Origin of the sequence: Rheinheimera sp. MM224 (genome assembly GCF_947090785.1) — a bacterium.
Lineage (GTDB): Bacteria > Pseudomonadota > Gammaproteobacteria > Enterobacterales > Alteromonadaceae > Pararheinheimera.
The window spans coordinates 2,419,765-2,442,915 of record NZ_OX352320.1; the positions used below are offsets into that span (position 1 = coordinate 2,419,765).

20 protein-coding genes are annotated in these 23,151 nt (G+C 45.6%); 9 read left to right on the plus strand and 11 right to left on the minus strand.

Features of this window, described 5'->3' with window-relative positions; genetic code table 11:
- Positions 1-42: 42 nt before the first annotated feature.
- Together OM978_RS11410 and OM978_RS11415 are read left to right on the plus strand one after the other, a co-directional pair.
- On the plus strand, positions 43-1,824 hold the full coding sequence (locus OM978_RS11410) for a M61 family metallopeptidase (RefSeq protein WP_264342312.1): 1,782 nt from the start codon (positions 43-45) through the stop codon (positions 1,822-1,824).
- Position 1,825: 1 nt separating this feature from the next.
- Positions 1,826-2,839: a metal-dependent hydrolase gene (locus OM978_RS11415; RefSeq protein ID WP_264342314.1), complete on the plus strand. Its 1,014-nt coding sequence runs from the start codon at positions 1,826-1,828 to the stop codon at positions 2,837-2,839.
- A gap of 46 nt (positions 2,840-2,885) precedes the next feature.
- Here OM978_RS11415 and OM978_RS11420 read toward each other — a convergent pair whose 3' ends face one another.
- On the minus strand, positions 2,886-3,740 hold the full coding sequence (locus OM978_RS11420) for a 6-pyruvoyl trahydropterin synthase family protein (RefSeq protein ID WP_264342316.1): 855 nt from the start codon (positions 3,738-3,740) through the stop codon (positions 2,886-2,888).
- Between the two features lie 78 nt (positions 3,741-3,818).
- Positions 3,819-4,076 carry a hypothetical protein gene (locus tag OM978_RS11425; RefSeq protein ID WP_264342318.1) on the minus strand — a complete coding sequence of 86 codons (258 nt, stop codon included), beginning with the start codon at positions 4,074-4,076 and terminating at the stop codon, positions 3,819-3,821.
- Between the two features lie 117 nt (positions 4,077-4,193).
- Here OM978_RS11425 and fabA point away from each other — a divergent pair, with 117 nt between their 5' ends.
- Positions 4,194-4,706, plus strand: a complete 513-nt coding sequence (fabA, locus tag OM978_RS11430; RefSeq protein WP_264342319.1) for a 3-hydroxyacyl-[acyl-carrier-protein] dehydratase FabA — start codon at positions 4,194-4,196, stop codon at positions 4,704-4,706.
- 71 nt (positions 4,707-4,777) lie between these two features.
- Here the strand turns inward: fabA and OM978_RS11435 are convergent, their stop codons facing one another.
- The 6 genes from OM978_RS11435 to seqA form a co-directional block, all read right to left on the minus strand.
- Positions 4,778-6,559 carry an AsmA family protein gene (locus OM978_RS11435; RefSeq protein ID WP_264342321.1) on the minus strand — a complete coding sequence of 594 codons (1,782 nt, stop codon included), beginning with the start codon at positions 6,557-6,559 and terminating at the stop codon, positions 4,778-4,780.
- Between the two features lie 204 nt (positions 6,560-6,763).
- Complete coding sequence (locus OM978_RS11440; protein ID WP_264342323.1) at positions 6,764-9,802, minus strand: FAD-binding and (Fe-S)-binding domain-containing protein; 3,039 nt, start codon at positions 9,800-9,802, stop codon at positions 6,764-6,766.
- 137 nt (positions 9,803-9,939) lie between these two features.
- Complete coding sequence (locus OM978_RS11445; RefSeq protein WP_264342325.1) at positions 9,940-10,248, minus strand: hypothetical protein; 309 nt, start codon at positions 10,246-10,248, stop codon at positions 9,940-9,942.
- 215 nt (positions 10,249-10,463) lie between these two features.
- Positions 10,464-12,959, minus strand: a complete 2,496-nt coding sequence (locus OM978_RS11450; protein WP_264342327.1) for a glycogen/starch/alpha-glucan phosphorylase — start codon at positions 12,957-12,959, stop codon at positions 10,464-10,466.
- A 155-nt stretch (positions 12,960-13,114) separates the two neighbouring features.
- Positions 13,115-14,761, minus strand: a complete 1,647-nt coding sequence (gene pgm / locus OM978_RS11455) for a phosphoglucomutase (alpha-D-glucose-1,6-bisphosphate-dependent) (protein ID WP_264342329.1) — start codon at positions 14,759-14,761, stop codon at positions 13,115-13,117.
- A gap of 9 nt (positions 14,762-14,770) precedes the next feature.
- Positions 14,771-15,373 (minus strand): replication initiation negative regulator SeqA, encoded by a 603-nt coding sequence (seqA, locus tag OM978_RS11460; protein WP_264342331.1) that lies wholly within the window; start codon positions 15,371-15,373, stop codon positions 14,771-14,773.
- Positions 15,374-15,495: 122 nt separating this feature from the next.
- On the opposite strand from seqA, the gene OM978_RS11465 reads away from it, so the two are divergent.
- The 4 genes from OM978_RS11465 (at position 15,496) to fldA (ending at position 17,349) form a co-directional block, all read left to right on the plus strand.
- Positions 15,496-16,257: an alpha/beta fold hydrolase gene (locus tag OM978_RS11465; protein ID WP_264342333.1), complete on the plus strand. Its 762-nt coding sequence runs from the start codon at positions 15,496-15,498 to the stop codon at positions 16,255-16,257.
- A 64-nt stretch (positions 16,258-16,321) separates the two neighbouring features.
- Positions 16,322-16,519, plus strand: a complete 198-nt coding sequence (locus OM978_RS11470) for a DUF2788 domain-containing protein (protein WP_053426051.1) — start codon at positions 16,322-16,324, stop codon at positions 16,517-16,519.
- A gap of 14 nt (positions 16,520-16,533) precedes the next feature.
- The gene (ybfE, locus tag OM978_RS11475; RefSeq protein ID WP_046521060.1) at positions 16,534-16,806 is read left to right on the plus strand and encodes a LexA regulated protein; all 273 of its coding nucleotides are present in this window, start codon (positions 16,534-16,536) and stop codon (positions 16,804-16,806) included.
- Between the two features lie 12 nt (positions 16,807-16,818).
- On the plus strand, positions 16,819-17,349 hold the full coding sequence (fldA, locus tag OM978_RS11480; RefSeq protein WP_233007244.1) for a flavodoxin FldA: 531 nt from the start codon (positions 16,819-16,821) through the stop codon (positions 17,347-17,349).
- A 38-nt stretch (positions 17,350-17,387) separates the two neighbouring features.
- Here the strand turns inward: fldA and OM978_RS11485 are convergent, their stop codons facing one another.
- The gene (locus OM978_RS11485) at positions 17,388-17,864 is read right to left on the minus strand and encodes a DUF4442 domain-containing protein (RefSeq protein ID WP_233007245.1); all 477 of its coding nucleotides are present in this window, start codon (positions 17,862-17,864) and stop codon (positions 17,388-17,390) included.
- 153 nt (positions 17,865-18,017) lie between these two features.
- Here OM978_RS11485 and fur point away from each other — a divergent pair, with 153 nt between their 5' ends.
- Positions 18,018-18,458, plus strand: a complete 441-nt coding sequence (fur, locus tag OM978_RS11490) for a ferric iron uptake transcriptional regulator (protein ID WP_264342340.1) — start codon at positions 18,018-18,020, stop codon at positions 18,456-18,458.
- A gap of 234 nt (positions 18,459-18,692) precedes the next feature.
- On the opposite strand, the gene OM978_RS11495 is transcribed toward fur, so the two are convergent.
- Entirely contained in the window at positions 18,693-19,649 is a 957-nt protein-coding gene (locus OM978_RS11495) for an ADP-ribosylglycohydrolase family protein (RefSeq protein ID WP_264342342.1), read from the minus strand.
- Between the two features lie 170 nt (positions 19,650-19,819).
- Positions 19,820-22,195: a phosphoenolpyruvate synthase gene (ppsA, locus tag OM978_RS11500; RefSeq protein WP_264342344.1), complete on the minus strand. Its 2,376-nt coding sequence runs from the start codon at positions 22,193-22,195 to the stop codon at positions 19,820-19,822.
- Positions 22,196-22,330: 135 nt separating this feature from the next.
- On the opposite strand from ppsA, the gene OM978_RS11505 reads away from it, so the two are divergent.
- On the plus strand, positions 22,331-23,143 hold the full coding sequence (locus tag OM978_RS11505; protein ID WP_319633910.1) for a pyruvate, water dikinase regulatory protein: 813 nt from the start codon (positions 22,331-22,333) through the stop codon (positions 23,141-23,143).
- The last annotated feature ends 8 nt before the right edge of the window (positions 23,144-23,151 follow it).

Genomic DNA, 23,151 nt, shown 5'->3' on the forward strand with positions numbered 1-23,151 from the left:
CCTTATAAAATAATGCACACATCACTTTCGGGAGTATAGGGTATGACGCTATTGGCTTACCAGCTTAGTATTACTGACATTACCGCACATCTGGTTGCAGTTGAACTTCGTTTTACACCACAAAGCAGCGACAGCATCCAGTTATCTTTGCCAAGTTGGATCCCCGGCAGCTATATGGTGCGTGATTTTGCCAAACACCTTCACTCTATTGAAGCTTTTGATGACGCCGGCGCGCTAACTTTGCTGCAGCTGGATAAACAAAGCTGGCAACTGAATCATAATCTGCAGGCGCTGACGGTACGATATAAAGTCTATGCCTTTGATTTGTCGGTGCGAGGCTGTTATCTGGACGATCAACTGGCTATTTTAAATCCGGCGGCTTTGTGTCTTGAAGTCAAAGGCATGGAATCTTCGCCTGTGACTTTGAATGTAGTTGCACCTGAATTTTTAGACTGGCAAGTGGCTACAGGATTAACAAGAGGCCGCACCACCCAACCACTGCACTGTGGTTTGTATCATGCCGATAACTATCAGCAACTGATTGATACTCCTTTAATGCTCGGCAAACTGGATATTGCCGAATTTGATGTCTGTGGTGTGCCACATTATTTGGTGCTGGCAGGCCACGAGCAGGTCGATCTGGAACGTTTTAAAGCAGAGCTGCAACGCATCTGCCATCAGCAGCAACAAGTGTTTGGTGCGCTGCCCGCCGATTTAAATCAGTATTGGTTTTTGTGTTGGGTAACAGATGCTGGTTATGGCGGGCTTGAGCATCATAATTCAACCTTATTACTCTTGACGCATCAGGATTTACCTAACCTGGAACGCCCGGATGAAAGCACAGCCGACTATCAAAATTTACTCGGCCTGTGCAGTCATGAGTATTTTCATACCTGGTGGGTGAAACGCGCTAAACCAGCCCAGTTTTTACCTTATAGATTAAACACAGAGCAATACACCAGCCAGCTCTGGCTATACGAAGGTTTTACCTCTTACTACGATGATTTAGCTTTGGTTCGTTGTGGTTTACTGACGCAGGAACAGTACTTTTCGGCATTGGAAAAAACCATTAACCGAGTGCAATTAAGCCCTTCAGAGCAAGTGCAATCTGTGGCTGACAGCAGCTTTAATGCCTGGACTAAGTACTACAAACAAGATGAAAATGCTGTGAATGCCGTGGTCAGCTATTACACCAAAGGCAGCCTGATTGCCTTGTGTCTGGATGCGTTATTGCGCAGCAAAGACAAGACGCTCGATGCCTTGATGCAATTGGCCTGGCGCAGTTATGGTGAGCCAGCTCTGGGTAGTTCTGAGCAGCAATTCATCCAACTCTGTTCAGATTATGCAGGTAAAGATACAGCCAGCCAATTATACAGCTGGGTACATGGCACTTCTGCACTACCTCTGATAGAACTCTTACCGCATCTTGGTTTAAATACAGCCAAACGCCAGCAAGAACACAGCAAAGACCTGTCAGGCTGCAAAGCTCCTGCTTATCCGGTACGGGCTTTTGGCGCGGCTTTCAGTGCTGCTGCGGAAGGCTTAAAGATAACAAACGTAGCTCTGAATTCTGTCGCTTATAAAGCAGGCTTAATGGCACAGGATCAGCTGATTGCCATCAATGCAGTGAAGGCCACGGAGCAAAATTTCTGGCGGCAGCTCAACCAAAGTAAGATTGGCAGGGTATTGACCCTGCATGTATTTCGTAAACAACGTCTGGTGCAACTGTCGATGCCGGTAGAACTTGCTGCTGAAGCTTTGACTTATTTGCAACTTGTCGACCAGCAAAAGGCCGCAAACTGGCTTGGAAAAACACAGGAATAATATGGATTCGTTGTCACAAATAGCCTTGGGTGCAGCCGTCAGCGTTGCGGCTTTTCACAAACCTATACGCAACAAACAAATAAAGCTCTGGCAGGCGGCAGCGGCAGGTGCGGTATTTGGTACCCTGCCCGATCTGGATGTGTTGATCTCACATGGCGATCCAATCAGTGATATGACCTTGCACCGCACCGAAAGCCATTCGTTGTTTTATTTAAGTTTAGTTTCGCCGTTTTTTGCCTGGCTGTTAGTTAAATTACTAGGAAAGCCGGCGCTTTTTAAGCAAAGTTTGATTGCGATAGGGTTGGTGCTGCTGACTCATCCGCTGTTGGATACCCTGACCATCTATGGCACTCAGCTGGCTTTGCCTTTTAGTGATTATCCTTTTGGCACCGGCAGTGTTTTTGTCATCGACCCTTTGTACACCCTGCCGTTATTGATGGGCACTGGCATAGCGCTTTTTAATAAAAAACTAAGCTGGAACAGCGCTGGTTTAGCCTTGAGCATTGCTTATCTGCTGTTTGGTTTAGTAGCGCAGCAATGGGCTTACGCAAAAGTAGAGCAACAATTGGCAAATTTTGATCAGCAAGCAGATAAGTTATTAGTCACAGCAACCCCATTTAATACCTTGTTATGGCGGGCTGTAGTGATCAAGGATGGTGAATATCTGGAAGGTTATTATTCGTTGCTGGATGGCTCAACACCGATGCAGTGGCGCAGTTTTACGCGGGATAAGACCTTGATTGAGCAGTGGAAAGATAATCCGGCTGTGGCTCGTTTAGCCTGGTTCAGTCATGGTTTTTATCAGCTGGAACAAAAAGGCAATGAAGTGCTGCTGACGGACCTTCGGATGGGCATGGCACCTTTTTACAGCTTTAGTTTTGTAGTCGCAGATGGCACAGAAGCCAAGCCACCGGTGCAGCTCGAATTCCCACGCGATAATGCCGCCAGCTTTGCCTGGTTGTATCAGCGGGCTTTGGCTAAAACTCAATTGCCGTTATCGGATCTGGTTCAGTAATTAAAAAGGCAGAGCTATGCTCTGCCTTTTGCTCAATCCCAAAGCACTAAGCAAAGGCAATAGCGCCTTTACCAACCCCTTCAAAAGCAACCACTTTCACTGCGCTAAGCTGATGTGATTCTTTCACGCTAGCCGCAATGTAGTCCGCTAAACACTCCACTGTGGTATCACAAGGCACTACTTCGCAGGTTGCTGCTGGCAGAGAGATTTCAAAATAGCCCTGAGCTGAGCTATAGGCAAAATGAAGAGCCCCAGCTTCAGCTTTCAGGTAACGTAAGGCGGATGCTTCAATCTGATCTTCAGCGGTTGCCAAATAAATATCTTCCCAACGTTCACTCCAGTATTTACCTAATTTAGGCGACAACATACCGTTGTCAAAAATCTGGATGGTAGAACGGTGGCCATGAGCGATACGCTGGCAGTTGCCGTCATGTTTTTTCAGACCATGGGTGTAATGGTAAGAAAAACCGCTGACTTGCTCAGTGCGCAGCTGCAACACCAGTTTGGCGACGTTATCAGGCAACAGGGGTTTAATTTGTTCAGTTAAAAATTCGGTGACAGAGGCCATATCAACTTTTTCAGCCTGAATCACGGCAAAAGCTTCAACTGGGGATGCAATTTGCAACAGCCCTTTGGCGGAGCTAAATAACACTTGCTCCACTTCACCGCTGAGCAGTTGTGTGGCCGGGCTTAAAGCAGGGACGGCCAGTTTGTGGTCAACCAATTGATCAATGGCTTTTTTAATGACTTTTTTTACCAGACCAAAATCAAATACCATGGAGGTTTGATCCAAATCCCCATGCAACTCCACATCAACAATATAACTTTCGCCAAGCAAACCGCGTTGCTGACAAAGGTAAGAAAAATCGATGACGGTTAAGTCGCGGACAAATAAAATCATAAAAAACTTCCGGATGGCGCTGAAACAGCAAAAAGTGGCGGCATTATAAAGCAATACGCAGCGCGCGTTAAGTTGGCCTTATTTTTTATGCTCCGTCAGCCAGCCATTCAGTAAACCAATTTGTCCAAGCTTATGTGCTGCATACATTAAACGTATTGCATTGCTGAGCATCACACTGTCACTCCATTCAGTTTTTTGCTGAATTTCGTGATAACAAGCCAAAGCCTCAGGCGTTAAGTAACCGCGCAACTCCTTTTTTCCGGAGCCTTTTTGCCTTTCTCTATAGCGCTGTTGTTTCTCTGCATTAGAAAGTGGTTTTTTTTCTTGTTCCGTCATAATGCTTCTATCTTTTGATGTTAGTTTGATTTCAGAAGGTCAGCTTGACTAATCGGACTTGTTTAGCTTACAAGTGTTCGCTAAAGTGGCCCAGCCTTGATGATGGATCTAACATACATGACTAAGAATAGCTTTACAAAACAAGATTTAGTGGCCTGTGGCCGTGGGGAATTATTTGGCGAAGGTAACAGTCAGTTGCCTGTCGATAATATGCTGATGATTGACCGTGTTGTGCACATTTCGGAAGAAGGTGGTAAATACGGCAAAGGGGAAATCATCGCTGAATTTGATATTCATCCTGAACTGTGGTTCTTCGATTGCCACTTTAAAGGTGATCCAGTGATGCCTGGTTGTTTAGGTTTAGACGCTATGTGGCAACTGGTAGGTTTCTTCCTCGGCTGGGCTGGTGGCCCGGGTAAAGGTCGTGCTTTAGGCGTGGGTGAAGTGAAGTTTACTGGTCAAATCCTGCCTACAGCAAAAAAAGTAACCTACCGCATTGATATGACCCGAGTGATTAAACGTAAATTGTTTATGGGTATTGCAGAAGGTTCTGTCAGTGTAGATGGTCGCGAAATTTACACCGCCAAAGAGTTAAAAGTTGGTTTGTTCCAGGATACTTCAGCATTCTAAGTTTGAATTTGATGTGAAAAACGGAGCTTTTATAAGCTCCGTTTTTTTATGCTCCGAAACAACCCGACTATTTACAGTCCGCCGAGTTTTTCCAGCAATTTGTTTTTCAGTTTTTCTTTGCCACTTTCTACTTTCTCTTTCAACTGGCCTTCCAATAAGGCTTTGGTATCCAAAGAGTATTTAGGTTTTTGCATTGTACCGCTGATTTTAAGTGGTATTTCAACGCCAGCCAGATCGTCTTTTTCTTTACCACCCTGACCTTTTGACGTATTCACCAGCGCAGTACTGAGCTGATAATCCAATTCTTCATTCAGTAAGTTAGCTGAGCCCTTGCCTGCAAGTCGTAACAAGGGTGCCGCCATTTTTAAATCCGGATTCGTCAACACACCATCAGTCAGGTTAAAGCTGCCGGTTAAGCTGGAGAAGTCCGTTTTTTGCTCTGAATTATCACCGGTCTGAGCCTCATTTTTCAGTGTGGCTTTGGCATTGCGGATCATTTGCGCGATATTGACGCCATATAAAGAACCGTCCGTGACTTCAAAACTGCCAGTTGCCAGCAGGTTTTTCTTGATCTGCTCCGGCAACAAACTATGACCTTTGCCTTCGATGGTCAGTTTTGCAGTGCCACTTAATAAATCAATGTCAGCACCGTCCATCAGCATAGGCCGCAGCGCCAGGCCGGACAGTTGTTTATTAAAGCTGTAGCTGACAGGCGTTTTGCGGGCATCCAGCGTGGCTTTGGCGTGCACTTTTCCATCGTATAAATCTGCGCTGGCGTTTTGAATTTGAACCAGCCCTGCTTTATTGGTCAACGCCAATTGCAGGTTTTCTGTATGCAGGCCAGCAGCTTTTAATGTCTTCACTGCCAGTTTTAAATCCAGATCAAATTGGCGCAGCACTGATAAATCTGGTTCTGCGCTGTTTTTCTGAGTGGTTGTACTTGCCTGTTCTGCACTGTTTTCACCCATGTAAGAGGCTGTGTCTACTTCATCCAGTTGCAGATCCAGTTTAATCACTGCTTGTTTAGCGTAATTCACTGACAGTTGGCCTGAACCTTTGATCTCATCCAGTTGCAGCTTTTTCCATTGCCACTCCAGCTGTTTTTTATCCAAAGCCAGTTTTAACTCTGTCTCTAAAGAAAGCTGTTTGACCGGGACACCTGTAAAGTCAGTTTCTAAGGCAAAGTCTTTAAGCTGCACTAACTGATTATTTTCACTCAATTGCAATTGAGCAGAACCTTTGACATCGAGCTGAGTTTGGCCAGACAGTACGATCAGTTCAAAATCCAATGGCGCCCATTCATTGGCTTTAAAATCACTTAATTTGAGTGATTTCAAGCTTAATCGCTGGTCTGGACTACCTTCACTCAACAGATTTAATTGCAGATTGCTAATAGATAGATCCTGCAGTTGCAGTTGTTGGTTGGTCGCAGGTCCAGTTTCACTAGTTGTGGTGCTTTTATCTGCCGTCAGGCCATCCATACTGGAGCTGCCGTCTTTACGGGTGACCAGATTAGCTGTAACACCGTCTAAATGCAGCTGCTGAACCTGCAGATCTTTGTTAAACAATGGCATCAAGGCTACGGCGGCCGTCAATTCCGACACTTCCAGCATTTGCTCTGGCGCAAAACCCTTTGGATTCGATAATTTTACATCGGTCAGTGACACCCCAAGACTAGGGTAAATAGTCCAGCCAATATCCCCTGCTATCTGCAGCTGCCGTCCGGTTTGCTGTTCTACCTTGTTAGTGATTTCCGCTTTAAAGTCATTTAAATCAAACACGACCAGCAGATAAAAGGCAGCTACTGCGATAAAGCCTGCCACGACCGCGAGCAGCCATTTAAACCAATTCATATCCATCTTCCTTTGGGTGAAGTTATTAAAAAGCTAACAGCTAGCATAGCTCAGTGGCATAAACCTAAGCTGAACTTGATAGTTTTTATTGGGTTATCATTGGTGGGACAATAAATGACGGTCAGTTAATTTTTATATAAAGAGATTTAGATAAAAATAGACAGGGACAGGCGATGTCCCTGTCCCAAAATTTAAAAAAACGCCCTAAAGTAACTGCAAAAGCTGCTGCAACGGATGTTTAGGTTTAACACCTTCTAAACGTTTTACCTGGCTTCGACAAGAGAATCCTGTCACCAACACCTGATCAGCCCCAGTGTTTTGTACGGGTTGTTGCCAACTCATTTCGTAAAGCGTTTTGCTGTTATCAAAATTTTGCGCCTCATGGCCATAAGTACCGGCCATACCACAGCAGCCCACAGACACCGCTTTGAGTTCTAATCCAGCTTTGGCATAAATCTGCTTCCACTGATTCTCTGTTGCTGGCAGAGCCGTTTTTTCGGTGCAATGCGCCAGTAAACTAAAACTCTGCCCTGACTGAATAGCAGGTAAGTCTTGTTTCACTAACCATTCGTGGAATAAAGCCACCTGATAATCGCCACGTTCAGAGCCTAAGGTTTTGACATACTCATCGCGATACACCAGTACTAAAGAAGCATCTAAGCCCAGCAGCGGCGCTCCTAAAGCGGCCACCTGATTTAAAAAATCAGAGGCTGTTTTCGCTGTTTTAGCAAAATCGCGTAAGAAGCCTTTGACGTGCTGCGGTTTACCGTTCGGTAAAAATGGCAACAACACAGGCCTAAACCCTAGTTTCTCTATCAGCTTCAGCGCGTCAGCCACTAAATCAGCTTCGTAGAAGCTGGTAAATGGATCTTGCACCAACAGCACTAGTTTTTGCTTTTCGGCTGCTGGCAAGGCTTGCAGCGCAGTTAAATCAAAGCTGTAGTTACCCTCAACTCTTTGTTTTAAGGTCGGAACCGATAATTGTGGTGTATCGACATAACCCACAGTCTTTTTCAGCAGGCTTGCCATCCAGCCTTGCTGCAGGAAAAAATTGACCAGCTTCGGCATACTCGCCAGCAGTGGCGCCGAACGTTCAATATTTCCGACCAGATAATCTTTGGCCGGTCGTAAATAACGACTGTGATACAACTGAATAAAACGGGCACGGAAGGATGGCACATCCACTTTGATAGGACACTGGCCCGCACAGGCTTTGCAGGCCAAACAGCCTTCCATTGCCTCCATCACTTCATGGGAGAAATCATACTGGCCCTGCTTTTTCTGCCAGCTGTTTTTGATTTTGGCAACTACACCAGACAGCGTCTGAGATTTATTCAGCAGCTCTTGCTCCTGTGCCAATACATCGACACCTTGATTGCTCATTAATCGCAACCATTCGCGCATTAAACCCGCTCTGCCTTTGGGGCTGTGTCGTCTGTCTTTGGTGACTTTACTGGACGGACACATAGGCGAATTTTCTTCGTAGTTAAAACAAAGGCCATTGCCGTTACAGTTTAAGCTGCTGTCAAAACTCTCTTTCACTACAACAGGGATTTGCCGATCGTAAAACCCACGTTTTACATCATCAACACTGACCAGCTGTTCGCTACTGTCGATAGGCGTACAAATTTTGCCAGGGTTGACGCGGTTAAAGGGGTCAAAAGCCGTTTTGATTTTACGCAGCTCTGTAAATAAAGCCTCTCCAAAAAACTCCGGGCCATATTCGCTGCGATAGCCTTTACCATGCTCGCCCCACATCAAACCGCCGTATTTAGCGGTCAGTTTTACCACCTGATCGGAGATAACGCGTAACTGTTTTTCCTGCTCCGGGTCACACATATCCAAAGCTGGACGCACATGCAACACACCAGCATCGACATGACCAAACATGCCATAGGCCAGTCCATGGCTATCGAGTAAGGCGCGGAATTCCATAATAAAATCAGCCAGATTTTCAGGAGGAACTGCGGTATCTTCAGTAAAAGGAATAGGTTTTTTGCTACCTTTGGCATTGCCCAAAAGGCCCACTGCCTTTTTGCGCATCGCGTAAATCTGGGTGATGGCGTTGTTGTCAAAAGTCAGCTGATAACCAATAATTCCAGACTCACCATTTTCAACCGACTGTTGCAGGCGTGCTTCTAACTGCTGGACTTTTTGCGCCATATCCGCTTCGTCTTCAGCATTGTATTCGACCATATTCAGGCCAAGCATAGTTTTGCCTGGCACATCTTCAATAAAGTCTTTGACCTGATGCCAAATGATGTCGTTACGGGCTAAATCCAGAACTTTGCTGTCGACAGTTTCCACCGAGGTAGCCTGAGCGGCCACTAAAAATGGTGCATTACGCAGCGCACTTTCAAAGCTGTCGTACTTCACATTCACCAGACATTTGTATGGGGCTATAGGCGTGATATTCAATTTAGCTTCGGTGACAAAACCCAAAGAACCTTCAGATCCGGTAATAACGCGGGACAAATCAAACTGAGTTAAATCCTCGTTAAACACATGCTCTAAGTCATAACCTGTTAAAAAGCGGTTTAAACGCGGAAAAGTGTTTAAAATATCGGCACGGAAATCGCGGCAACTAGATAACACCTGACGATACACCCGGCCAATGCTGTCCTGACGTTGTGCCAGCTGCTCTGCCTGAGCTATAGGCATCACATGAGTATGCAGCGCCATGCCATCAATCAGCACAGTATCGAGGGATAACACATGATCACTGGTTTTACCGTACACCAAAGAGCCCTGACCCGAGGCGTCGGTGTTGATCATGCCCCCTATGGTGGCGCGGTTTGAGGTGGATAAATCCGGTGAGAAGAAAAAGCCATAAGGTTTTAAAAAGGCATTCAGCTGATCTTTAATCACACCAGCCTGTACCCGTACCCAGCGCTCTTCAACATTAATTTCAATGATGTCACGCATATGGCGGGATAAATCGACCACCACAGCAGAAGTTAAGGCTTGACCATTAGTGCCGGTGCCGCCGCCCCTTGGCGTGAATTTGATGTCGCTAAAACTGACTGTTTGAGCCAAAGAACAAATCAGCTGCACATCAGCAGCAGATTTAGGCAACAACACAGCAGCAGGCAGCTGCTGATACACGCTGTTGTCTGTGGCCACAGCTAAACGGCTGGCATAACTGACTTCAATGTCGCCGACAAAACCAGCAGCTGTTAGAGCAGTGACATAAGCCTGGACTTGGGGATTAAGTGTTTCTGTCGCAGTTAACTTCGGGATCATAAGACGCACCAGATTTAGAACTGGGCCGAGTATACCAAAGCGCAGGATGGATGGTCAGGGCGTAGGAAAAAAATTACTGTCTTTCCAATGCCCTGCTTTGCTTACATCACTTGCATCAGTAAATGAAGATGAGCTGCTTAGTTATCGCTTTTACGTTCCAACACTTCGCCTTCAATCACCCGGCCAGAGCCTTCTGACGAACGGCTTTGCTGGTGTTGCTGAGCCTGTTGGAAAAACGACTTGCCTTGTTTGCGTAGCTGATGCCGTTTGTATAAAAACACCGGAATAAGTAACCAGCTCAGCATCAGCACAAAAAGTAATACGCCCATTGCAAACACCAGCATAATACCGGCGACCAGCCATAGCAGCACACGGCTAAGGAAACTGCCCTGCTGTTTCTGACGGAATAAGGCCTGCCATTGTTGGGCTTGCTGTTGATAATTCATTGATTGCTCTCTTTAAAACGCCTGTTCATTGGCTCTGTAAACTTAATGGGGATGCGGAAACAAATTCCCAATGCCTTCTAGGACTGCAAATTGTAACAAATAGTTCAGGAGTTTCTCTGCGTCAGCTCAGATCCGTTCCTTTGAGCCAAATACAAAGCCCACCGAAGTGGGCTTTATTGTGAAGCTGCTAACTAAGCTACTAACCAGCCGACAGCTTACTGCTGGCTGATTTTGCAGGCGTCCAGTTTCCAGACTTTTTCTACATAGTCTTCAATAGAACGGTCTGAAGTAAACTTACCCATCAGTGCAGTGTTCAGAATGGCCTTTTTCGCCCAGCCAGCCTGATCACGGTACCAGCCATCCACCTTCTCTTGTGCTTTCACGTACGACTGGAAATCGGCCAGTACTAAATACGGATCGCCACCTTCAAGCAAGCTACGTTTGATGGCAGATAATTCACCTGGTTTACCCGGCGTGAAGTAATCAGTTTCCAGCCAGTCCAGAATAGCTTTGATTTCAGCATCCTGATAATAGTAATCCCAGCTGTGATAGCCTTTGGCCTGCAGAGCTTTTACTTCATCGACGGTTAAACCGAAGATAGAAATATTATCCGGTCCCACTTCCTCTGCGATCTCAATATTGGCACCATCCAGCGTACCTACAGTGATAGCACCGTTTAACGCCAGTTTCATATTACCTGTACCAGAAGCTTCTTTACCTGCGGTAGAGATTTGCTCTGACACGTCAGCAGCCGGGATCATTTTCTCAGCTAATGTGACACGGTAGTTAGGCATAAAGACCACTTTCAGACGGTTTTTCACGCGTTTGTCGTTGTTGATCTTCTCTGCCACTTTATTGATGGCGTAAATAATTTCTTTGGCCAGTTTGTAACCAGGAGCGGCTTTAGCACCAAACAGGAATACACGTGGCACCATATCGTAATCCGGGTTTTGCAGAATACGACGGTACAAGGCCAGAATATGCAACAAGTTCAGATGCTGACGTTTGTATTCATGCAAACGTTTGATTTGAATATCAAAAATAGCATGAGGATCAATGCTGATATTGGTCAGTTTCTTCACTACCGTCGCTAAATCAGCTTTATTTTGCTGTTTAATCGCCATAAAGGCATCCTGAATGGCAGGATCATCAGCAAAAGCAGCAAATTTACTCAGCTGTTTTAAGTCACGTGGCCATTCATCGCCAATGGTTTCGTCAAGCAACTTGGCTAAACGTGGATTACAGGCTTTTAACCAGCGACGTGGCGTAACACCATTGGTGACGTTGGTAAATTTATCCGGCCATAATGCAACCATTTCCGGGAATAAATCTGATTTCACTAACTCTGAGTGAATTTCGGCCACACCATTGACGCGGAACGAACCGACCACAGACAAATGCCCCATACGGACCATAGGTTCGTGGTTGTCTTCGATAATAGACAGTTTACGTTTTTTATCGTTATCGCCAGGCCATAACACATCCACTTGCTCAACCAGGAAACGACGGTTAATTTCGTAAATGATTTCTAAGTGGCGTGGTAATACTTTTTCAAATAAACGCACTGACCATTTTTCCAGAGCTTCTGGTAACAAGGTGTGGTTAGTGTAGGCAAATACATGCTGACAAATATTCCAGGCTTCGTCCCAGCTCATTTCCGCACGGTCAACCAAAATACGCATCAATTCTGGGATAGCTACAGCCGGGTGAGTATCGTTTAGCTGAATAGCCACTTGTTCTGGGAACTTGCTCCAGTCATCACCATTAGCACGTTTGTAACGACGGATAATGTCTTTCAGTGAACATGAGCAGAAAAAATACTGCTGAATTAAGCGTAATTCTTTACCTGCGTCTGTTTCATCGTTTGGATACAGTACTTTAGAGATGGTTTCAGCTTCGATGTTCTGACGCGCCGCATCGATGTAACCACCAGAGTTAAATACGTCCCAGTTGAAGAAGTCACTGGCACGGCTTTCCCACAGACGTAATACGTTGACTGAGCTGCCCTGATAACCAACCACAGGAATATCCCAAGGCACACCTTTAATGATACGGCCAGGGTGCCATACCTTTTTCATTTTGCCTTGCAGATCGTAAGTCGTTTCTACGTAACCGTAGACTGAAATTTCCTGGATAGACTCAGGACGGCAAATCTCCCACGGGTTGCCATATTCACGCCAACTGTCAGGACGCTCAATTTGACGGCCATCTGAAAACTCCTGTTTAAACAGGCCATTTTCGTAGTGGATACCATAGCCAATGGCTGGATAATTTAATGTCGCCATGGAGTCGATAAAACAGGCAGCTAAACGGCCTAAACCGCCGTTACCCAACGCCATGTCTTCTTCCTGATCTTCCAGATCAGCGATATTTAAGCCAAGCTCAGCCAGCGCATCTTTTGCAGCGTCATAGACACCCAAATTGTGCAGGTTGTTGCTGAACAGACGACCCATTAAATATTCAAGACTGAAATAATGAACGGCGCGGGTATTTTGTTGATAGTGAGTACGCTGAGTATTACGTAAACCATCGTACACATATTCGTTGATCGCAGCACAAGTGGCACGCCACCAGGCTTGTGGGCTGGCTTTATTTACATCTGTACCAAGGCTGCCATGTAAATGTTTAATAATACTGTTTTTTAATTCTTCCGTGCTCGGAAGGTCCGCAATAGCCACTGAGGCTTTTGCCTTTGAAGACGTTTTTTTCATTGCCAAATCCCGGTTTGATGAGCGGTGAGCCGCTTTTTTTTATAACTATAGTTGTAGAAAAATTACAAAAATGGCGGGCAATAGTCAAGAATTAGCAAAAATAAAGCCTGCTATCGTAATTTTATTACAACACGCTAACAGGCTGTTTCAGGTGCTTAAATCGCCTTGAACACCGCATCCACAAAGGCTTTGGCGTCCGATTCAAGCTGCATTAAATGCGTTTGATCAACAAAACTCTCTAAATAAATTTTGTAGCTGTTTTCTGTACCAGATGGCCGCGCAGCGAACCAGCCATTTTTGGTGACTACCTTTACACCACCAATACTGGCACCATTACCTGGTGCTTTTGTAAGCACTGCAAGTATTTCATCGCCAGCCAGTTCAGTCTGTTTTACACTGCTGACATCCAAATTTTTCAGCGCAGCTTTTTGCTCTGCTGAAGCCGCTGCATCGAGACGACGATACAAAGGTGAACCAAATTCTTTGGTCAACGCCTGATACTGCTGATAAGGATCGACTCCGGTTTTCGCCAGCATTTCTGCCGCTAGTAATCCCAGAATAAAACCGTCTTTATCGGTCGACCAAACAGTGCCATCAAAACGCAGGAAACTTGCCCCAGCACTTTCTTCACCACCAAAAGCCACAGTACCTTTGTACAGACCATCGACAAACCATTTAAAGCCAACAGGGACTTCATACACTTTACGACCACGGCCTTCAGTCACTCTGTCAATCAAGGCCGAAGATACCAGTGTTTTGCCAATAGCTAAGCTGGTTGACCATAAAGGTCTGTTGCTCAATAAATAGTTAATAGCCACAGCCAGATAATGGTTTGGATTCATCAGGCCGCCACTTCGGGTCACTATGCCATGACGATCAAAATCCGGGTCATTGCCTATGGCCACATCAAACTGATCTTTGAGTTGAATCAAGTTCGCCATCGCATAAGCAGAGGAGCAATCCATACGAATTTTTCCGTCTTTATCCAACGGCATAAAGCTAAAAGCTGGATCGACACGTTCATTGACCACAGTGATATTCAGACCATAGGTTTTGGCAATCACAGGCCAAAACGCAATACCTGAACCACCTAAAGGGTCAACACCGATTTTCACGCCCGCTTTGGCTATGGCTGCCATATCAATGACGTTCGCCAAATCATCGACATAAGGCTGTACATAATCGATGCTGACACACAAAGGGGACGCCAACGCCTCTTCGTAGCCTATCTGCTTCACGCCATCTAACTGCACAGCCAGTAAGGCATTGGCGCGTTTTTGGATCCAATCTGTCGCGTCTGTGTCGGCAGGACCACCATGAGGCGGATTGTATTTAATGCCACCATCTTCCGGCGGATTATGAGAAGGTGTAATGATTAAGCCATCGGCTAAATCAGTGGTACGGCCTTTGTTATAGCCCAAAATTGCATGGGAAATAACAGGAGTGGGTGTAAAACCGCCATCTTGCTGAATATGGGTGGTTACGCCATTGGCAATCAGCACCTGTAATGTGCTGACAAACGCAGCTTCTGATAAGCCATGAGTGTCTTTGCCCAGGAACAATGGTCCGCTAAAACCCTGTTGTTTGCGATACTCCGCAACAGCCTGCACTATGGCCAGAATATGCTGTTCGTTAAAGGATTTAAGTAAAGCTCCTCCCCTGTGGCCTGAAGTACCAAAACTGACTTGCTGACTGGCGATGGCCACATCAGGCTTCAGGCTATAATAGGCGGCCATCAGCTGCGCTATATTAGGTAACATGGCAGCTGGTGCAGTTTGCCCAGCCAGCGGATGTAAAGACATACACACTCCTTATAACAAATCGCGGATCCGTTCAACCTCTGCCGAACTGTAGCCAAGTTTGGTGGCGACTTCAGTCAGCATCATTTTCTTGCGCGTTGTATTCGAGTTGGTAATCACCCAAAAATCAGTATTTGGAATGGGTTTTGGATTGGTACTGCTGCCCGCTTCTAATAAAGACGACTCGGACTGACCAAAATATAATCTGTTACGACCTTTAATTTCCAGTACCTGAGCAAAATCTCCACGATGTGCGCGGGATAAAGCCGATAAAATGAATAAGAAGCGCCCTACCACGCTTTGTTCAGCAGACAAATCTTGCGGGCTGATAAAATCAAAAACGGAACCCGATTTATCTGCAGGAGCAGCAGAGGTGACCGTTTTTTCAACTACAGGCTGTGCTGCTGGTTTTGCTGCGGCTTGTGCTACAGGTTTAAGCGACTCTTGCACTGGAGTTTTACTGACGTTTTTTGCAGCTGGTACCGCAGGAGCTTGCGCTTCTGTCAGACTGACAATCAGTAAACGGCGCAGAATATCAGAGGCGCTTTCACCAATCTGTTGAGTCTGACTGGCGATAAATTGATAAAGATCGTCATCTATTTCGATGGTTTTCATGAAGTTATTCCGCGTTCTTAAAAAGTGAAGCCATTATATAAAGGCATAGTCGCTGACGCCAGCCAGCAGTTTTGATACCATGCCACTATGTCGTAAATAAGGTCGTTAAATCGGAAAAAATAATGATATTACATACCGAGATCACAGGCCAAGGTCAAGCTATTGTATTGATCCACGGCCTTTTTGGTAGTTACGAGAACCTTGGCGTGATTGCCCGTGCTTTAGCCGGACAATGGCAAGTGGTCAATCTGGACATGCGTAATCATGGCCGTTCAGACTGGCACGATAGCATGTCCTATGCGTTGATGGCAGAGGATGTCAAAGATACGCTGGATCACCTGGGCTTAGAGCAGGTGATCCTATTGGGCCATTCTATGGGTGGAAAAATAGCCATGGAGTTTGCGCTTCGTTATCCAGAGCGCGTTAACAAGCTCATTCTGGCGGATATATCGCCGGTGCAAAACAGACCGCGCCACCTTGAAATATTATCAGCACTGGATGGCATCGATCTGAATAACTTACAAAGCAGACAGCAGGCTGATCAGCAGCTGGCTTTGTCTATCACTGAAACCGGGGTACGGCAGTTTCTGCTTAAGAGCCTGCATAAAGAAGATGATCACTTCCGCTGGCGCTTTAATATCAAAGCTTTGATCGCCAATTATCAGCAGTTATTAGAGGCACCACCAAGCAAAGGCCCTTACACAGGCCCGACGCTTTTTATTAAAGGCGCAGAATCTGATTATCTGTTGCCAGAACATCAAAGCCTGATCCAGCAATTGTTCCCGCCCAGCAAAGCTAAAGTCATTATGGGCACAGGTCATTGGTTACACGCCGAGAAACCCGTGGCTTTCACTAAAATTGTCACTGACTTTTTATTGAGTTAACGCAATTAATTCCTAATAAAATTGTGCTATAGTGCGCGCAATTTTTAAGGGCTAGTGGGTCATTATGAATATTGAGCAGTTTGAGACCCTGGGTCTTTTTCTGGGTGTTGGTGCCCTGTATCTGTTTATTGTGATGGCCATTTGGGATGTGCTTAAAAAAAGTAACGCTCCTCGTTTTGGCAAAATTTTTGTGTGGTTAGTGCTGTTTTTATCTCCTGCAGCTTTTTTAGCTAAAGTGATTTTTGAGTTTTTTGTCGAATAAATGAGGTGCGCGACATGGCTAAAATAGCCACAGATCGCACAACAATAGATTTGTTTGCGCATGAAAAACGCCCCGGCCGGCCAAGGACCAATCCTTTACCACGGGAAGAGCAGCTCAAGCTGAACAAGCGCAATCAAATCAAACGCGATCGAAGTAAAGGTTTAAAGCGTATAGAGTGCAAAGTGTCAGAGCAGTTGTACGAACAACTGAGTTTGTCTGCACAGCAGCAAAATATGACACGTAGCGCCTATATAGAATGGGTTTTAGAACAAGCGTTGACCAGGTAGAAGGCGAAAGTTATGGCAACTGTAGGTATATTTTTTGGTAGCGATACAGGTAACACTGAACATATCGCCAAGATGATTCAAAAAGAGCTGGGCAAACATTTGTTTGATGTGATGGACATTGCCAAAAGCACAAAAGAACAAATTGCTGGTTATGATTTGTTGCTGTTAGGTATTCCAACCTGGTATTACGGTGAAGCCCAATGTGATTGGGATGACTTCTTTCCAGAGCTTGAACATATCGACTTTAACAACAAGTTAGTAGCGATTTTTGGCTGTGGTGATCAGGAAGATTATGCCGAATATTTCCTTGATGCTATGGGCACCCTGCGCGACATTATCGAGCCTAAAGGCGCCATTATAGTTGGACACTGGCCAACCAAAGGCTACAACTTTGTCGCCTCCAAAGCACTGGCAGACAACGATCATTTTGTCGGTTTAGGCATAGACGAAGACCGTCAGCCAGAACTGACAGAGCAACGTGTAAAGCAGTGGTGCAAACAGATTTATGATGAACTGAGCTTAAAAGAGCTGGAAAATCTGTAATCTCTAAGGGTCAGAGTTTCAACTCTGACCCTTTTGTTTTATTGAGATGTATCGCGGTATTTAGGCTTTTTACGGATATACACCTTACGTTTGACCTCGCACACCAACTCGCCTTTGTTGTCTTTCACATGCACTACAAAATCAGGGAAATACTTCTCCCCTGCTTCGGTCTGTTGTTTGATATGCTCAAGCTCATTATCTGTCAGCACAAACTCAGCTGTTAATTTGCCACGACCCGGTGTGATGTAGTTAATATCAGCCTGTTTATCCCACACCATATACTCTTTGCCCAAAGCCCCCATCAACATCAATGGATAAATAGGATCGGTCATCGCAAACATAGAGCCACCAAACTGGCTGCTATTGATATTGCGGGTCCAGGGCCGGTTTTTCAGCTCTACCTTGCAATACCTGTAGTCTTGCGATAACTCCACCACCTTAATGCCTGTGAAAAAAAATGGTGGCCACAAATTTAATAAATGCCGCATCACGGCCGGATTAAACGCCCAACGCATAAGAAACCTCTGGTAAGACCTGTTGAGCAGGATTCTAACGCCTTGTTTGTGCTTTGTCTGCGCTTTGCTGGTATTAATGGGCAGATTTATAGGTTGCTTCTGTCGTTAATGGCCTTATAATCATTTGAAATTCAAGAAAGAGTAGAACAGTCCATGTCAGATCATAATACCGAATTGCGTAAAGCAGGCCTCAAGGTCACCCTGCCACGAGTGAAGATCCTCGATATTTTGCAAGATCCTAATCATCAACACATCAGCGCTGAAGATGTGTATAAGATTTTGCTGGAATTAGGTGAAGATATTGGTCTGGCGACTGTATACCGTGTGTTAAACCAGTTTGATGATGCTGGCATTGTCACCCGTCACCATTTTGAAGGTGGTAAGTCGGTATTCGAATTAAGCCGTATGGATCACCACGATCACCTGGTGTGCTTAAACTGCGGTAAAGTCATTGAGTTTGAAGACGATGATATCGAACGTAAGCAGCTGGAAATTTCTGAGAAAAACGGCATCAAATTAACTCACCACAGCTTGTATCTGTATGGTGAGTGTGTGGATAAAAAGTCCTGCGAAGAAACCCGTAACAGCAAATAAGTCGCTGACTTGGTTGCTTTTGGTGTCACGCCGAAAATGTGCTCCTGCATTTCCGGCATACCGTACGTCCTGTACATCGCCGAAAATATGCTCCTGCATTTTCGGCATACCGTACGTCCTGTACATCGCCGAAAATATGCTCCTGCATTTCCGGCATACCGTACGTCCTGTACATCGCCGAAAATGTGCTCCTGCATTTCCGGCATACCGTACGTCCTGTACATAAACCGGCTGCTATGCCGGTTTTTTTGTGCCTGTTAAAATCTGCTCTGTTAAATACTCCACTTCATTGGCCCAGCAGCACTCAGGACGTGGCTGATGTACACCAAACTGGCCTTTGAGAGGTCTGCAGTGAGTAATAGCATTTCGCAGTAATTCAGGGACCTCAGCCACACCATAACAAGCTCCTAATAAAGCTCCAGCCACAGCAGCATTGTTAGCCGTATCCCCACCTCGTCTAAGGGTATCCAGCATGCCATCCAGATAATCCTGGGCGTACAACAGCTGCCAGATAGCGTTTTGAAAACACACCAGCACCGGAGTATCTGAAGTTTCAGCATCAGTGGGAGGCATAAATAACGCCTGGTCAATCACGCGGATAATACGTTTATCCACTTTAAGCTGTGACGCCCAGTCTTTGATCAATTGATACAACTCATCGGCACTACAGTCGTTTTCCAGTACATGACCAAGTGCCATCACATACAAACCACTGACTTGTTGGCACAACATATTAGGATGGGTTAATGCGGTATCAGCCATAGCCCAAGCCGCTAGCTGAGGTAAAGACTGATAAGGCACCATCAAAGCCACAGCGCCTACGCGAGCCAAAGCTGTAGTTGCATTGGATTCCTCGTCCTGTTCACTCAGCAAAGCACGCTTTAATTCATCAGGTACAGAAAAGGGTTCGGTTCTGAGCCAATATTCATAAGCCTGCCAGGCGCCATCTTCCTGATACTCACCATAATGAGCTAACAGGCGACATAACAACACGGCTAACTCACCGCTGTCGGTCGGCTGACCAGACAAAGTCTGCCAAGGGTTTTGCAGTAAAATTTCATTCAGGTCAAAGCTTAGCCGCTCATCGCGTTCGTTTTGCTCGAGACCTTCAACGGCGGAACCTAAAACTTCTCCGGCCAATAAGCCATACATCAAACCCAGGGCTTTGGATTTGAGCACCGGATCGCTCATGCTGACCTCCGTTGTGATAAAGCCTTAAGCGGCTAATTTTTACGCATAACTAATTTATAAGGTATTGCAGCCAAGAAGCCAAGTACTTCGCTTTAAAATCAACTAAATAGCTCATTTTTAGAAAGACAAAAGCCAGCATCGACGCTGGCTTTTGGTTCAATCAGCTTAATTTACTGACCGTATTTTTCTGCCAGATATAACCAGGTTTCCAATACTGTATCAGGGTTTAATGACACAGAATCGATGCCTTGATCCATCAGCCATGCCGCAAAGTCTTCATGATCTGAAGGGCCCTGACCACAAATACCCACGTATTTGCCTTTAGCTTTCGCGGTTTGAATGGCCATAGACAACAGCTTTTTAATGGCCGGGTTACGTTCATCAAACAGATGCGCTATTAAACCACTGTCGCGATCCAAACCTAAAGTCAACTGAGTTAAGTCATTTGAGCCGATAGAGAAACCATCAAAATACTCAAGGAACTCTTCAGCCAGCAAGCAGTTGGACGGCAATTCACACATCATAATAACTTTTAAGCCATTATCACCACGTTTCAGGCCATGAGCTTCCAGCAGTTCAATCACAGCTTTGGCTTCTTCCAGTGTGCGGACGAATGGGATCATCACTTCAACATTGGTAAAACCCATTTCGTTACGAACCCGTTTTAAGGCTTCACATTCCATCGCAAAACAGTCGCGGAAATCTTCAGAAATGTAACGCGATGCACCACGGAAACCAATCATAGGGTTTTCTTCGTGTGGCTCGTACTGACGACCACCCACCAGATTGGCGTATTCGTTCGACTTAAAGTCGGACATCCGCACTATCACCCGCTCTGGCGAGAAGGCTGCAGCCAGGGTAGAAATACCTTCAACCAGCTTCATAGTGTAAAACTCGACCGGAGAGCTGTACCCTGCCATCATCTCACTGATCGTGGCTTTGAGTTCATCTGTTTGAGCATCAAAGTTCAGCAATGCTTTTGGATGCACACCAATCATACGGTTGATAATAAATTCCAGACGGGCTAAGCCAATACCAGCATGAGGCAGCTTCGCAAAGGAAAACGCGCGTTCAGGATTACCAACGTTCATCATGATTTTCATCTTCAGCGCTGGCATTTTGTCTACACGTGAGGTCATCACGTCAAAACCTAAAATACCGTCGTAGACAAAACCTGTGTCGCCTTCAGCACAGGACACTGTGACATCCTGACCATTTTTGATTTTTTTAGTCGCATCACCACAACCCACTACAGCTGGGATACCCAGTTCACGCGCAATAATAGCGGCGTGACAAGTACGGCCACCACGGTTGGTGACAATAGCTGAAGCGCGTTTCATGATAGGTTCCCAGTCCGGGTCTGTCATGTCGGTGACTAACACATCACCTGGCTGGATCTGATCCATATCAGCGATGCTGGCGAGGACTTTGGCTTTGCCTGAACCAATTTTATGACCAATGGCGCGACCTTCAACAACTATAGGTGCTGTGCCTTGCAGCTGGAAGCGCTCCATTTCGTTGCTGTCTTCGCGGCTACGCACAGTTTCTGGGCGGGCCTGAACTATATACAGCTTACCGTCCTGACCATCTTTAGCCCATTCGATATCCATAGCGCGGCCGTAGTGTTTTTCGATAATAATGGCTTGTTTCGCCAGTTCCTGCACTTCAGCGTCTGTCAGTGAAAACTTCTGACGATTTGCCGCAGGCACATCTTCAATCAATACCTGTTTGCCATGGTTTACGTCTTTGGAATACACCATCTGTAACAGCTTGCTGCCTAAATTACGGCGCACCACTGCAGGACGACCAGCCATCACTGTCGGCTTATGCACATAAAATTCGTCAGGGTTTACCGCGCCTTGTACCACCATTTCGCCTAAACCGTAGGACGAGGTGACAAAAACCACATCTTCAAAACCTGATTCAGTGTCGATACTGAACATCACACCTGAGGCAGATAAGTCTGAACGCACCATACGCTGTACACCAGCAGATAAGGCCACCCCACGGTGGTCGTAGCCCTGATGCACACGATACGAAATAGCGCGGTCGTTAAATAATGACGCAAATACGTGTTTAATGGCTTCAATCACGTGAGCATAACCACGTACGTTTAAGAAAGTCTCTTGCTGACCTGCAAAAGAAGCATCCGGCATATCTTCAGCTGTGGCTGATGAACGCACTGCAAAGGAGACATCTTCAGCACAACCTTGTTGCAGCTGTTGATAGGAAGTTTGAATGGCTTGCTCAAATTCGGCCTGGAATGGTGTGTCGATCACCCATTGGCGAATTTGCGCACCAGCTTTTGCAAGGGCATTTACATCATCAACGTTTAATCCATCCAGCAGTTGATAAATACGCTCGTTAAGACCACTCTGTTCAAGAAATTGATTAAAGGCATAAGCTGTGGTGGCAAAACCACCCGGAACTTGTACCCCTGCATTTGCCAGGTTACTGATCATTTCACCTAATGAAGCATTTTTTCCGCCAACGCGAGGAACGTCGTGCATGCCCAGATCCTGGTACCAAACAACGAATTCTTGCACAATGAGTCTCCAATTTTTGTTGCAGGTTATGTAAGCTTACATGGTCAGCCACACAAGCAACTTAATTCTACACTGGCGCGAAAACTAAATAAAACCTTAATTTTTATGTAATTTAATAACGACAAAATGGAGAAAATCGTGAGAACAGCCTTTTATATATCTGATGGTACAGGCATTACCTCTGAAGTGTTCGGGCACGCTCTATTGTCACTGTTTCCGGCAGAATTCGACCATGTAACTATCCCATTTGTTGAAACTAAAGAGATCGCCTTACAAGCCAAACAACGAATAAACGATCGTTATAAAACAACCGGAATTCGCCCTTTGATTTTTCAGACCTTTGTCGACGAAGAATTACGCCAGATCATTAACAGCAGCGATGGCGTCTGTTACGATTTTTTAAATGCCTTTATTGAGCCAATGCAAAAGGAATTAGGCATAGCTGCTATGCCAAAAACTCATCGCACTCACAGCATTCATGAAAAAACCTATGATTTCCGTATTGACGCGGTGAACTATGCGCTGGCCAATGACGATGGGGTGAATTTAAAGGAATATGCCAAAGCTGACATTATTCTGGTGGGCGTCAGTCGCTCAGGTAAAACCCCGACCAGTTTATATCTGGCCTTACAGTATGGTATCAAAGCAGCAAACTACCCTTTTGTGCAGGAAGACATGGATATGTTGCGATTGCCGGATGAGCTGAAAAAGCAAAAAGCCAAGCTGTTTGGCCTGACCATTACACCAGAGCGTTTAAGTAAAATTCGTGAGCAGCGCCGCCCTGGCAGTAAATATGCGTCACTGCGGCAATGCAAACTGGAATTAGATGAAGTAGAAGCCTTGTATCAAAAGGAAAAAATTCCGTTTTTAAACTCAACTCATTTATCCATCGAAGAGATATCGGCGAAAATTTTGTCGCAAACCGGATTAAAACGACAGAAGTACTAACTGCTTTG

Bases quoted from the DNA above. Each gene is read 5' to 3' on its own strand.
- ybfE (WP_046521060.1), top strand. From the start codon at position 16,534: ATGGCTAAAATAGCCACAGATCGCACAACAATAGATTTGTTTGCGCAT.
- OM978_RS11495 (WP_264342342.1), bottom strand. From the start codon at position 19,649: ATGAGCGATCCGGTGCTCAAATCCAAAGCCCTGGGTTTGATGTATGGC.
- fabA (WP_264342319.1), top strand. From the start codon at position 4,194: ATGACTAAGAATAGCTTTACAAAACAAGATTTAGTGGCCTGTGGCCGT.
- OM978_RS11410 (WP_264342312.1), top strand. From the start codon at position 43: ATGACGCTATTGGCTTACCAGCTTAGTATTACTGACATTACCGCACAT.
- OM978_RS11435 (WP_264342321.1), bottom strand. From the start codon at position 6,559: ATGAATTGGTTTAAATGGCTGCTCGCGGTCGTGGCAGGCTTTATCGCA.
- OM978_RS11440 (WP_264342323.1), bottom strand. From the start codon at position 9,802: ATGATCCCGAAGTTAACTGCGACAGAAACACTTAATCCCCAAGTCCAG.
- OM978_RS11450 (WP_264342327.1), bottom strand. From the start codon at position 12,959: ATGAAAAAAACGTCTTCAAAGGCAAAAGCCTCAGTGGCTATTGCGGAC.
- fur (WP_264342340.1), top strand. From the start codon at position 18,018: ATGTCAGATCATAATACCGAATTGCGTAAAGCAGGCCTCAAGGTCACC.
- OM978_RS11470 (WP_053426051.1), top strand. From the start codon at position 16,322: ATGAATATTGAGCAGTTTGAGACCCTGGGTCTTTTTCTGGGTGTTGGT.
- fldA (WP_233007244.1), top strand. From the start codon at position 16,819: ATGGCAACTGTAGGTATATTTTTTGGTAGCGATACAGGTAACACTGAA.
- OM978_RS11420 (WP_264342316.1), bottom strand. From the start codon at position 3,740: ATGATTTTATTTGTCCGCGACTTAACCGTCATCGATTTTTCTTACCTT.
- seqA (WP_264342331.1), bottom strand. From the start codon at position 15,373: ATGAAAACCATCGAAATAGATGACGATCTTTATCAATTTATCGCCAGT.
- OM978_RS11465 (WP_264342333.1), top strand. From the start codon at position 15,496: ATGATATTACATACCGAGATCACAGGCCAAGGTCAAGCTATTGTATTG.
- OM978_RS11445 (WP_264342325.1), bottom strand. From the start codon at position 10,248: ATGAATTATCAACAGCAAGCCCAACAATGGCAGGCCTTATTCCGTCAG.
- OM978_RS11415 (WP_264342314.1), top strand. From the start codon at position 1,826: ATGGATTCGTTGTCACAAATAGCCTTGGGTGCAGCCGTCAGCGTTGCG.
- pgm (WP_264342329.1), bottom strand. From the start codon at position 14,761: ATGTCTTTACATCCGCTGGCTGGGCAAACTGCACCAGCTGCCATGTTA.
- OM978_RS11425 (WP_264342318.1), bottom strand. From the start codon at position 4,076: ATGACGGAACAAGAAAAAAAACCACTTTCTAATGCAGAGAAACAACAG.
- OM978_RS11485 (WP_233007245.1), bottom strand. From the start codon at position 17,864: ATGCGTTGGGCGTTTAATCCGGCCGTGATGCGGCATTTATTAAATTTG.